Consider the following 12,044-nt stretch of genomic DNA (forward strand, 5'->3'; position numbering starts at 1 on the left):
ATCCCCCACGGGCCTGTTAGCATCGAATGGCCTAGCAAAAGGATGTCACGTGTCGCAGCCTGCGCCGATGATAACAAAGGACGGTCGCTTCGCCTATGAAGCCGCGGGCGATCCGGGCGCGATACCCCTGATTTTCCTGCATGGCATTGGCGGCGCGGCGCGAAGCTGGAGGCGGCAGCTTGCCGCATTCGGCGACCGCTTCCGCGCAATCGCATGGGACATGCCGGGCTATGGCGGATCGGCGCCACTCGCCAACGTCAGCATCGCTGCCCTGGCCGATGCGCTTCAGCAATTCATCGAGCAGCTTGGTGCGGCTAAGCCTATTCTAGTCGGCCATTCCATCGGCGGCATGATCGTCCAGAAGTGGCTGGTGCAGTCCTCCAAACTGGCACGTGCGGTCGTGCTGGCGCAGACCAGCCCTGCCTTCGGCAAGACCGATGGCGACTGGCAAAAAACATTCATCGCGGCGCGGCTCGGGCCGCTCGATCGCGGGGAGACGATGAAGTCGCTGGCCCCTTCCCTGGTGAAGGAGCTCGTCGGCGACGATCCCGATCCGGACGGGATGGTGCTTGCCCGCGAATGCATGGGACGCGTGCCTGAGGCAAGCTATCGCGCCATGATGCTGGCTCTCATCGGCTTCGATCAGCGCAGCACACTCGCGGATATTTCCGTCCCGACGCTGCTGCTGTCCGGCTCCAAGGACAACAACGCGCCTGCGCCGATGATGGCAAAGACGGCGACCTATATCCCTGGGGCTGAATATGTCGAACTCGCCGGCGTCGGCCATCTCGCCAACCTGGAACGTCCTGATGCCTTCAACGAAGCTCTCGGCCGTTTCCTGAACTCCGTTACGACCAAAGCGTAAGGTGATTGCGTAATGACCATGCAAGTGAGCAAGACCATCAGCGCAACCGACAAGGTCGCGCTGGATGCACCGATCTTCGATCCCATCGCGTTCCGCTTGAGCGACGAACAGGCCGGCATCATCGCCCGTGCAAGAGAGATCGGCCAGACCGTGTTTGCCGGTCGCGCCGCTACCTACGATCGCGAGGCGATCTTCCCGACCGAAAACTATCGCGACCTCCATCGCGTCGGGCTGCTTGGCATCGCCGTTCCCAAGAAGCACGGCGGACTCGGCGCGAACTACCAGACCTATGCCTTGGCGGCCGCCGAGATCGGCCGCTATTGCGGCGCGACCGCGCTGACCTGGAACATGCATGTCTGCTCGACCCTGTGGTCGGGTCCGCTCGCCGACGATCTCGACATGGACGCAGACACCCGTGCCGAGCACGAGCGGCGGCGCGCGGTCCACTACACGCGCATCGTCGAGGAGGGCGCGATCTATTCGCAACCCTTCTCCGAAGGCGGAGCTGCCGCTGCGGGTGGCGTTGCGTTCGGTACAGAAGCGCGGCCGGTCGCGGGCGGCTGGATCGTCAACGGCAAGAAAATCTTTGCCTCGCTCTCCGGCCACGCCGACTATTACGGCGTGCTTTGCACCGAGATCGAGGAAGGCGAGAAGGCATCGCGCCGCAACACCCTTTACCTTGCGATCTCCGCCAAATCGGAAGGCGTCTCGGTCGTCGGCGACTGGGATCCGCTGGGCATGCGCGGCACGGTCTCGCGGACGCTGCTGTTCAAGGACGTGTTCGTGCCGGAGGATTCCGCGCTGATGCCGCGTGGCGTCTATTTCCAGGCCGCGATGCGCTGGCCGCACATGTTCCTGACGCTGTCGCCGACCTATATGGGCCTGGCGCAAGCTGCCTATGATTTCACCGTGCGGTACCTGCGCGGCGAGGTACCGGGTATGCCGCCGGTGAAGCGCCGCATGTACCCGACCAAGCAGATCGCGGTGGCGCAGATGCAGATCAAGCTGGAGCAGATCAAGGGGATCTGGTTCCAGGCGGTGACCGAGGCCCGCGCCAATCCGAGCAAGGAGCAGGTGCTGCGCGCCTACGCAGCGCAATATTCGGTGATGGAAGGCGCCAATGAGCTCGCCGCGCTCGCGATCCGCACCTGCGGCGGTCAGGCCATGCTCAGGTCGCTGCCGCTGGAGCGGATCTATCGCGACAGCCGTTGCGGCTCGCTGATGCTGCCCTGGACCGCCGAGCTCTGCCTCGACCGGATCGGGCGCGAAGCGCTGTATGAGGCCGGCGAAACGGACGACTGACCGTGGACCTCTGTAGCCTGATCGACCGTCACGCGGCGTTCGCGCCAGACAAGACGGCTATTTCCTTCGAAGGAAAGCGGCTGAGCTATGCGGCGTTCGCCGCACGCATCGAACGGACCGCAACTGCCTTGAAGCAGGAGCTTGGCGTCGGCCGTGGCGACCGCGTCGCGATCCTGAGCCTGAACCGGCCCGATTATCTGGTTCTGCTCTACGCGTGCGCGCGGCTCGGGGCTATCCTGGTGCCGCTGAACTGGCGGCTGGCTGTCGCCGAGCAGCTGTTCATTCTCAGCGATGCCGGCGCCAAGGTCCTGGTGCTGGAGCAGACTTTTGGGGGAGTTCTTCCAGAACTGGCGCAGACCGCGCCGGGAACATCTGTCGTTGGCCTTGATTTCGAGCCGCCCCGCGGGGTGACATTCGAACGGCTGCTGTACCGCAGCCAGGGGAGCGACCGCAACCCGCACACCGACCTCTCCTGCCCGCTCCTGATCGTCTACACGTCAGGAACGACTGGACGACCAAAAGGCGCAGTGCTGCGTCAGGAGGCATTGTTCTGGAACGGCGTCATGAGCCAGCACATGCACAACATGACATCCGACGACCACGTTCTGACTGTGCTGCCATTCTTCCACGTCGGCGGCCTCAACATCCAGACTACGCCTGCGCTCCAGCTCGGCGCAACCGTCACGATCCACGCCCGCTTCGCGCCGGATACCGCGCTTGCCGCTATCGAACGGGAGCGGCCGACGCTCACCGTGATGGTGCCGGCGATCATTCAGGCCGTGAGCGAGCATCCCGCCTGGGCGACGACCGATCTCTCCTCGCTGAAAGCGATCGCCACCGGCTCGACGATCGTGCCACCGCACCTGATTGAGCATTTCGTTGCCCGGAATGTCCCGGTGCTTCAGGTCTACGGCTCGACCGAGACCTGTCCCATCGCCGTCTACACGCGGCTTGGTGGCGACCTTTCGCGCGCGGGATCGACCGGCCTTGCCGGCTTGTGCTGTGAGGCAAAGGTGATCGATCAGGCCGGCAACGAACTGCCCGTGGGCACACCGGGGGAGATCGCGGTGCGCGGGCCCAACGTGTTCTTCGAATATTGGGGCAACGAGGCCGCAACGCGCGACGCGTTGCACGACGGCTGGTATCGCACCGGTGATATCGGCCTGTGCGATGCAGACGGCTATTTCTGGGTCCGCGACCGCAAGAAGAACATGATCATATCCGGCGGGGAAAACGTCTACCCGGCCGAGGTTGAGCGCGTCCTGCTCGAACATCCTGATGTCAGCGAATGCGCGGTGATCGGCCGGCCGGACCCGCGCTGGGACGAGGTGCCGATTGCCTATGTCATTGCGAGATCCGGCTGCCGGCTCGAGGCGGACGAATTGAGGACGCATGTTCAAGCGCAACTCGCGCGCTACAAGGTTCCGCGCGAGATCGTTTTCGTCACCGATCTGCCGCGGACTGCGCTGGGCAAGGTCCAGCATTTCCTGCTGAAGCAGCTTGATGCGCAGTGCCGCACGAAAGGAGAGGCATCTTGAAAATTGCGGTTCTGGGTGGGGGGAACGGCTCTTTCGCGGCCGCGGGCGATTTTGCGCTGTCGGGGCATGAGGTGCGGCTCTGGCGCCGCGATGCCGATCAGGTCGCGGCGCATCGTGCCGCGGGGACGCGCATTTTGATCAAGGATCACAACGGCCGCCACGATGTGAAGCTGGCGCTGGTCACGACCGACATGGCGGACGCCGTCGATGGCACGGAGTTGATCCTGTGCCCGGCTCCTGCGTTCGCGCAAGCAGATATCGCCCGCCTGCTCGCCCCGCATCTGCGAGACGGCCAGGTCGTGTTTCTGCCGCCGGCGACGTTCGGCTCGATGGTCTTCGCCCAAGCGGCGCGGGATGCCAGTAACCATGCCAAGGCAAGCTTTGCCGAAACCGGCACGCTGCCCTGGCTCACCCGTAAGCACGGACCGTTCGAGGTCGCGATCACCATCCGCGCCAAGCGACTTCCGGTGGGCGTGTTCCCACTCGACCAAGCACCGCACGCGCTCGACGTCATTGGGCGCGCTTTCCCGGGCGTGATCGAGCCATGCGGGGATGCGCTGTCCGGCGCGCTGATGAATGCAGGACCCATTATCCATCCGCCGCTGATCGTGATGAACGCAGGGCCGATCGAACATTTCGAGCGCTGGGACATTCACAAGGAAGGCACGCAAGCTGCGATCCGGCGGGTCACCGACGCGCTCGATGCCGAGCGGATCGCGGTGCGCGAGGCACTCGGCTATGATGCACCGCATTTCCCGCTGGCTCACCATTATGCGAAGGAGGGCGAGATCTGGATGTATGGTCGCGGCTCGCACGACCGGCTGACCGATTCGGGCGACTGGCGCGAGCGGATCGTGCTGACAGAGCACCGCTACATGCGCGAGGATCTGCGGCTTGGGCTATCGCTGCTGGTGTCCGTTGCCGGGTTGGCCGGCGTCGCTACGCCGCTGGCCAAAGCCTTCCTGTCGATCGGCGGCGCGATCTGCGGCGAGGATTTCGCGCGGGGCGGCCGAACGCTCGGGACACTCGGGCTCGACAACCTCGGCAAGGCCGAATTGCTGACGCTGCTTCGCAATGGATTCTGATTGATGACCAATCGCGTCAATATCGTCTGTTTGGGGGCCGGCCGCATGGGGCGCGGCATCGCCGTCGCGTTCGCCTATGCCGGCCACAGGACCACGATGATCGATGTCAAGGTGCGCTCCGCCGAGGATTTCACCAAGCTGGAAGCGGACGCGCTCGACGAAGTCAGGAAGACCTTTGCCAGCCTGTCGAAGCTTGGGCTACTGAGCGAAGCAGATGTCGAGCAGCTCATCGCGCGGGTCTCGGTGGTCTCGGCAGGCGAAAGCGGTCCAGCGCTCTCTGAGGCCGGCATGGTCTTCGAGGGCGTTCCTGAGGTCGTCGAACTCAAGCGGGAGGTGCTGGCGGCCGCCTCAAGTCAAGTCGGCCCGGACACGATCATTGCATCGACGACATCGACCATTCTCGTGGACGATCTCTCGGGCGCAATGGTGAACCCTCATCGATTCCTCAATGTGCATTGGCTCAATCCGGCCTATCTGATCCCGTTGGTCGAAATTTCCCCGGGCAAGGCGACCGACCCCGCCATCATCGAGGACGTCAAGGCTCTGCTCGAAGGCATCGGCAAGGTGCCCGTGGTCTGCGCGGCCACACCCGGTTTCATCGTCCCGCGCATCCAGGCGCTGGCAATGAACGAAGCCGCTCGTATGGTCGAAGAAGGTGTCGCCAGCGCGGAAGAGATCGACAAGGCAATCCGCTACGGCTTCGGCTTCCGCTACGCCGTGCTTGGGCTGCTCGAATTCATCGATTGGGGCGGCGGCGAAATCCTGTACTACGCGAGCAGGTATCTGGAAGGCGCGCTCGGCAACGAGCGCTATCGGGCGCCGGAGGTCATTTCACGCAACATGAATGAAGGACGGATCGGCCTGCGTACGGGCGCAGGCTTTCTCGATTATTCCGGGCTGGACGTCGACGCGTATCGCGCCAAGCGGCTCCAGGCCATGGTCGACCTGCTCCGGCACTTCGGACTGGCGCGCCCGCCGGTGCTGGATCGCAACTAGCCGAAGACGTCCTGGAGCACGCCCTCCCGGACCACCGCAACGCCGTCGAGCTCGATGGTCGTTCCCATCATCGGCAGGTCGAAATGTCCTGCCGTGTAGCGGCCTGCGAATTCATTCGCTCCGGTCGAGAACAGGAAATTGCCGGAGACGGCGCGAATTTCCGTGCCATTGGTGTCACGCTGATCGTACATCGAGAGCGCCTCGTAGCGGGCGCCGGGGTTCATGCCGAAGCCGACATGCGAGACCGCGTAGGCCTCGCGGTCGCCCCAGGCCGCGAGATAGGCGCGCATCATCGCGGCATCCGTGCCCTCGCCTTCCAGCTCGACGACATAGTCGTCCTTCAACGTCATCTTCACAGGCGACGTCAGATAGCGCTTGAAAGTGAGATTGATGTCGCCGGGCGCCATCACCAGCGTGCCATTGATGGTCCCGCTCTTGGGGAAACTGACGACAATTCCACCGGGCCAATGTGCCAGCGTGCCGGGCTTGTCGGTCCAGCCCCACACGCCGACCGTGGACGCGCCGACCATGTCGACGTCCAGCGCTGTGCCGGCCTTTGAGGTGACCCGCATCCGCTTGGTCGCGCGCAACATCTTGGCCGCCGCGCGAACGCGCTTCTCGAGCGCGGAATCCGGCACCATGCGCTCAAGCGCTTCGGGATGCTCGTTGGAAATCACCAAAATCCGCGCCCCGGCCTTTAATATCTCGGGCGTCTCAACGGCATGCATCAAGCCCTCGACGGTGCAATCCACCACGAAACCGGCTTGCTGCAGCGCGCTGATCACCGGTCCAAGGCGCTGGATCGCCTCGCTCGCCCCGGTCGAGCGTACCGGGACGATATTGCGGTTACGCGGGGTCGGCATCACCACGTGAAACGGGCGCGCGCCCATCCGCAGCAGGGCCAGCTCCGCAAGATGTACGTTCAGGGCGCGCGACTGGGTTTCCGAGAGGATCGCGGCGGTATCACCAGCCTTGACGGCGCAACGTTCAAAAATCTCGCAAAACGCGTCGATCCATTTTGCTTCGATGCGATCAGCCAGCATGGTCTACTCCCCGGTCTTCTAGGTTCTTGTTTGTTACGCTTCGGGGAAGCCCCGGAGCAGGTAAGAGCGCACCACTCCCAGCAGCCCGTTCAGGATCAATCCCAGCAACGAGATCGTGATCAGCGGCACGAACATGTCTACGGCCTGAAAGGTTCTGGCGGCCGTCACCAGCTCGTGCCCAAGTCCATCCGTCGACGTGATCATTTCGGCGAGAAACACCACGATGCAGGAAATGACAAGGCCGATCCGGCACCCAGTCAGGATCGATGGCATGGCTGCCGGCAGCACCACTTTGAAGAGGATTTCACGGCGCGGCGTTCCCGCCGCCATGGCCGACCAGATCAGCTTCTGCTCGACAGTCGATGCACCGTAATATGTCGACAGCAGGATGGGGAAAAGAGCATCGGCAGCCACCAGGGTGATCTTCGATCCGTGGCCAAATCCAAGCAGGAGCAGCAATGCCGGATAGAGCGCGACCTTGGGCAAAGGGGCCAAGACCCGCACGATCGGCCGGACAACGGCGTTGATCGCTGGGCTGGCGGCAGCGGCGATGCCGACACTGACACCGACCACGACAGCAATCGCGAAACCGGCAAACAGCCTGATCAGGGTTGCCGCGATCTCCTGCTGGAATGTTGAAGTCACAAGCTGCTGGAGCAGCCGGCCGAAGACGAAGGCCGGCGGCGGCAGCAGAACTGCCGGCGCGAAGCCGAAAGACACCAAGCCTTGCCACAGCGCGATCACCAGTGCGATCGGGGCGATCCCAAGAGCGACATTTGGGGAGAGAAACCGTGACATCATGAGAAACTCAGCGGTATGTCGAACTGAGGTTCGGACCAGCGCACCAGCCTTGCGCGGACCCGCTCGAAGATCGCATCGAGGCAGATTCCCATCGCTCCCACGATGATGATCATCGCAAAGACCGTGTCGTATTGGCCCATGTCGAGCGCGTTGAACAGGATGTTCCCGGCGCCCGACTGACGGGCAATCATCTCGCTGGTGATCATTGTGATCAGCGCCAGCACCAATCCAGTGCGGCACCCTGTCAGAATCTCCGGCAGCGCGGCCGGCAGCACGATGCGCACCAGGCGTTGCAGCGGCGAGAGCCCCATCGCAGCACCCGACCACAGCATCTTCTCCTGGACCGCCTTGGCGCCTTGGAAGCTGTGGTAGATCACGGGCAGGCTGACCCCGAGGAAGATCACGAGTGTCTTCGTGAGATCGCCAACCCCCAGCCACAGCATGATGATCGGCATCAACGCTGCCTTGGGTACCGGGTAGATCACCATCAGGAGCGGATTGAAAAAGGCTGCCACCGCAGCACTACGTCCCATCAACAGCCCAAGTGGGATCGACACGAGCATGGCCGCGCCAAATCCCGTCGCCATGCGCCGGAGCGAAGCAAAAATGTTGATCAGGGATTCCTTGTCGCCGAGGATGCTCGGGACTGCCCTGATCGCTTCGATCGCCGTCGGAAAGCTATCGTTCTTCAACACCAGTGACGCGACCTGCCACATCGCCAGCAATCCGATGCAGGCGAACACCGGGGCCGCGCGCTTGGCCATGGCAGCCGACGACGTCATAGGGCGGGCCCGGCTTCATCGCTGTCGTCGAACATGCGCTCGATATCGACCACGTACTTCTGATAACGCGGGTCGAGCAACAGCTCGTTGCGGCGGCGCGGCCGCGGCAGATCGATGTCGATGACCTGCCGGATCCGACCAGGCGATTTCGACATCATGATGACCTTGTCGGAGAGGAAGACAGCTTCGTCGACCGAATGGGTGACGAACAGCACTGTCTTGCGGTCGCGCTCCCAGATGGTCAGAAGATCGTTCTGCAGACGAGTCCGGGTATGCGCGTCGAGCGCTCCGAACGGCTCGTCCATCAGCAGAACTTCGGGATGATAAGCAAGCGTCCGCGCCAGCGCCACGCGTTGCTTCATGCCGCCCGACAATTCCTTGGGGTAGAAATTCTCGTACCCCTTGAGGCCGACCATCTCGATCAAGGCCCGGCTCTGCGCTTCGGCTTCGGCAGCGCGCACACCTTGCTGGCGTGGGCCATACATCACATTTCCCAGCACGGTCTTCCACGGAAACAAGGCGAACTCCTGGAACACCGGTCCGCGATCCGGACCGGGCCCGGTAATCGCATGCCCCTTGATCTTCGCCATGCCGCTGGTCGGGCTGACAAAGCCGCCGACGATATAGAGCAGTGTCGACTTGCCGCAGCCGGACGGACCGAGAATTGAGACGAAGGCGCCCTCCTCGATCGTCAGCGAGATGTCCGACAGCGCCAAATGATCCTTGCGCGCCGAGGTCTGAAAGACCTGCGAGACGCGATCGATCTCGATGATTGCGGAAGCCGGCTCTTGTGATGTCACCGGTCTCATCCATTCGCTCGATCTCGCAGCCACTACCGTCATTCCGTATCTCGTCTCACTCGCGCGAACATTCAGCAGCACGAGCTTAGCAAGAAACCTGCCAGACAGACCGTCGCCTTCGCAGACGTGCGGTGCGTCATTCGAACCACGGCCATTCTGCCGGGCCTTCATGCGTAACGGCTCCGCCCGGCGCTTGACCGACCAGCCGCGCATATTTTGCGAGCGCACCTGCACGGTGACGCGGCGGGCGTTGCTTCCAATCACGCCGCCGTGCGGTGAACTCCTGCTCGTCGAGCAGCACATCCATCCGCCGATTCGCCGCATCGATCCGGATCCTGTCGCCGTCGCGAACAAGCGCCAATGGACCGCCAACAAACGCCTCGGGAGACACGTAGCCGATGCACATGCCGCGGGTCGCCCCCGAGAACCGCCCGTCGGTGATCAGGGCAACTTTTTCGCCCATGCGCTGTCCGTAGATCAGCGCGGTGACGCCGAGCATCTCACGCATGCCGGGACCGCCGACCGGCCCTTCGTTGCGAATCACGAGAACCTCGCCCGCCTTGTAGCTGCGGTCACGGACCGCTTTGACGCAGGCCTCCTCATCCTCGAAAACGCGCGCGACGCCCTCGAAGAACTGGCTCTTCAAACCGGCAACCTTGATCACCGCACCGTCCGGACAGAGGTTGCCCTTCAGAACTGCAACGCCCCCATCTGGCATGATAGGCGCACGAGACGCGTAAACGACCTCGCCATCGGGAGCATTGGCCGCACCATATTCTTCGGCAAGCGTCCGGCCCGTGATGGTGATGCAGCTGCCATCGATATGCCCGCTCTGAATGAGCTCGCGGATCAGCACCGCCGCTCCGCCGATGTCGTAGACATCTTTCGCAGTGTATTTGCCCCCAGGCCGTAGATTTCCGATCAGCGGCGTCCTGGCAAATACCTCGCCCACATCGTCGATCGTGAATGCAATGCCGGCCTCGTTCGCGATGGCAGGAAGGTGCAGCGCGGCGTTTGTCGAGCCGCCCGTCGCGGCCACGATCGCCGCGCCGTTTTCAAGGGATCTGCGCGTCACGATGTCGCGCGGCAGCGGTCCACCACGCTCCAGCATCTCCATGATCAGCCGTCCGGCGCGACGCGATATCTGCGAACGCTCGGCGTAGACACCGGGCACCATCGAGACGTTGGGAATGGTCAGCCCCATCGCCTCCGATACCATGCCCATGGTATTCGCGGTGAACTGGCCGGCGCACGCGCCTATCGTCGGCAAGCAGGCGCGCTCGATCCGCTCGAGCGTGGCGCCGTCGATCTCGCCTGTCATGAAGCTGCCGACAGCCTCGTAGGAGTCGAGCACCGTGAGCGTCCGCCCATCGACGCGGCCCGGCAGCGAGCTGCCGCCATAGATGAAGATGGACGGCACGTTGCAGCGAACCATGCCCATCATCACGCCGGGAAGCGTCTTGTCGCATCCGCCGTATCCGATCAACGCATCATAGGCCAGGCCATGAACGACGGCCTCGATCGAGTCGGCGATCAGCTCCCGCGAGAACAGCGAGAACTTCATCCCCTCATGATTCATGCTGATGCCGTCGGACACCGAGACGGTCGAGAACTCACGCGGTGTGCCGCCGGCCTCCTCGATCCCGGTCTTGGCTGCAGCCACCTGGAAGTCGTGGGTCATGTTGCAGGGCGTCTGCTCGCCCTTCATGCTGACGATGCCCACCATCGGTTTGGCGATCGCAGCGTCGTCCAGCCCCATGGCGCGCATGAATGCACGATGCGGAGCTCGGTCGAGCCCGTCTGTGGTGACCCGTGATCGCAACTTCTTCATGTGTTCAACTTCTTCATGCAGCGTTCCGGACGATCCGGAACGCTACGATCTTACGCTCGATAGTTCGCCCGCTTCTATTGCAGCGGAGCGACGATCGTCTGATGCTTGAACTGCGCGACATCCAACTTTGGCAGCATTCCTGTCTCTGCATAGATATCCAGCATCTTCTGGATCGCGGGGAAGTTTGGAGCTGCGCCTGGATCGCGACCGAAATCATTGTCCTTGAGTAGATAGGTCTCGAGCACCGGAACAGGCGCCTTGAGCACCTCTGATACGACCTTCAAGGTCTCTTCGCGATTTGCCAGCGCCTTCTTCATGCCTGACGTGATGTCGCGGACATAGGCTTTCACCAGCTCCGGGTTCTTGTCGACGAAATCGGCGCGGCAGGCTTCCAGGATGTGCACGATGTTCGGCATGGCCTGGGACAGCGAGAACAGCTTCCTTGTGCCGCCCTTCGCCTCGGCGCGTGCGGCAAACGGCTGGTTCATGTTGACCGCATCGACGCGGCCTTGGCGCAGCGCGTCCTCGGAGACGGCAAAGCCGACCTCGACCAGCTTGATGTCCTTGGCCGGATCAACGCCATTCTGCTTCAGGAGCAGGTTGAATGGCCCTTGCGTGCCGCCGCCGATCACGGAAATGCCGACCGTTTTGCCCTTGAGATCGGCGATTGTCTTGATGGGCGAGTCATCTTTGACCGCCCAATAGACCGAGAAACCGCCGGGCTTCTCGAAGACGTGTTGTGCGACGATATAGGCCTTGAGATTGCCGCCGACCACGCCATTGGAGAGCGACAGCGGCGCCTGCGTTGCGCAGTCCAGCGCGCCGGCCGCCAATGCTTGCGTCATCGGCGCGGTGCCCTGGAATTGGGTCCATTCGATGTTGTAGGTCTTGCCGATACTCGGAAATTCGGCTGGCCTGCGCATCATCCAGTACTTGGATTCCTCGGCCGGGATCGTCCAGCCGACCCGGATCGTCTGCTGCCCCCATGACGGGCCCGCCCC

General features: G+C 63.0%; 11 protein-coding genes. 5 read left to right on the plus strand and 6 right to left on the minus strand.

Annotation, left to right across the window (positions count from 1 at the left end; translation table 11 throughout):
• The first annotated feature begins 49 nt into the window (after window positions 1-49).
• Genes EHH60_RS34745 through EHH60_RS34765 form a run of 5 tightly spaced genes read left to right on the plus strand, consistent with a single transcriptional unit; the run spans window position 50 to window position 5,786 of the window.
• Window positions 50-865, plus strand: a complete 816-nt coding sequence (locus EHH60_RS34745; protein ID WP_124163712.1) for an alpha/beta fold hydrolase — start codon at window positions 50-52, stop codon at window positions 863-865.
• Window positions 866-877: 12 nt separating this feature from the next.
• Window positions 878-2,167 carry an acyl-CoA dehydrogenase family protein gene (locus EHH60_RS34750; protein ID WP_124163713.1) on the plus strand — a complete coding sequence of 430 codons (1,290 nt, stop codon included), beginning with the start codon at window positions 878-880 and terminating at the stop codon, window positions 2,165-2,167.
• A 2-nt stretch (window positions 2,168-2,169) separates the two neighbouring features.
• The gene (locus EHH60_RS34755) at window positions 2,170-3,705 is read left to right on the plus strand and encodes a class I adenylate-forming enzyme family protein (protein WP_124163714.1); all 1,536 of its coding nucleotides are present in this window, start codon (window positions 2,170-2,172) and stop codon (window positions 3,703-3,705) included.
• Window positions 3,702-4,790, plus strand: a complete 1,089-nt coding sequence (locus tag EHH60_RS34760; protein ID WP_124163715.1) for an NAD/NADP-dependent octopine/nopaline dehydrogenase family protein — start codon at window positions 3,702-3,704, stop codon at window positions 4,788-4,790. Before EHH60_RS34755 ends, EHH60_RS34760 begins: the two co-directional genes overlap by 4 nt.
• Window positions 4,791-4,793: 3 nt before the next feature.
• Entirely contained in the window at window positions 4,794-5,786 is a 993-nt protein-coding gene (locus tag EHH60_RS34765; protein WP_124163716.1) for a 3-hydroxybutyryl-CoA dehydrogenase, read from the plus strand.
• Here the strand turns inward: EHH60_RS34765 and EHH60_RS34770 are convergent.
• The 6 genes from EHH60_RS34770 to EHH60_RS34795 form a co-directional block, all read right to left on the minus strand.
• Window positions 5,783-6,829 carry a 2,5-dihydroxypyridine 5,6-dioxygenase NicX family protein gene (locus tag EHH60_RS34770; protein WP_124163717.1) on the minus strand — a complete coding sequence of 349 codons (1,047 nt, stop codon included), beginning with the start codon at window positions 6,827-6,829 and terminating at the stop codon, window positions 5,783-5,785. The two genes, EHH60_RS34765 and EHH60_RS34770, sit on opposite strands and share 4 nt — an antisense overlap.
• Before the next feature lie 33 nt (window positions 6,830-6,862).
• A complete protein-coding gene (locus tag EHH60_RS34775; protein ID WP_124163718.1) occupies window positions 6,863-7,630 on the minus strand; it encodes an ABC transporter permease in 768 nt (255 codons plus the stop codon).
• Window positions 7,627-8,412 carry an ABC transporter permease gene (locus EHH60_RS34780; protein WP_124163719.1) on the minus strand — a complete coding sequence of 262 codons (786 nt, stop codon included), beginning with the start codon at window positions 8,410-8,412 and terminating at the stop codon, window positions 7,627-7,629. Before EHH60_RS34780 ends, EHH60_RS34775 begins: the two co-directional genes overlap by 4 nt.
• Window positions 8,409-9,254, minus strand: a complete 846-nt coding sequence (locus EHH60_RS34785; RefSeq protein WP_124163720.1) for an ABC transporter ATP-binding protein — start codon at window positions 9,252-9,254, stop codon at window positions 8,409-8,411. The genes EHH60_RS34780 and EHH60_RS34785 overlap by 4 nt, the downstream gene beginning before the upstream one ends.
• A gap of 94 nt (window positions 9,255-9,348) precedes the next feature.
• Window positions 9,349-11,043, minus strand: a complete 1,695-nt coding sequence (gene ilvD / locus EHH60_RS34790) for a dihydroxy-acid dehydratase (RefSeq protein ID WP_124163721.1) — start codon at window positions 11,041-11,043, stop codon at window positions 9,349-9,351.
• 74 nt (window positions 11,044-11,117) lie between these two features.
• Window positions 11,118-12,044, minus strand: a 927-nt coding sequence (locus EHH60_RS34795; RefSeq protein ID WP_148090220.1) for an ABC transporter substrate-binding protein, incomplete at its 5' end; no start/stop codon positions are given.

This window comes from Bradyrhizobium sp. RP6 (genome assembly GCF_003837805.1).
In the GTDB taxonomy this organism is placed as follows: domain Bacteria; phylum Pseudomonadota; class Alphaproteobacteria; order Rhizobiales; family Xanthobacteraceae; genus Bradyrhizobium.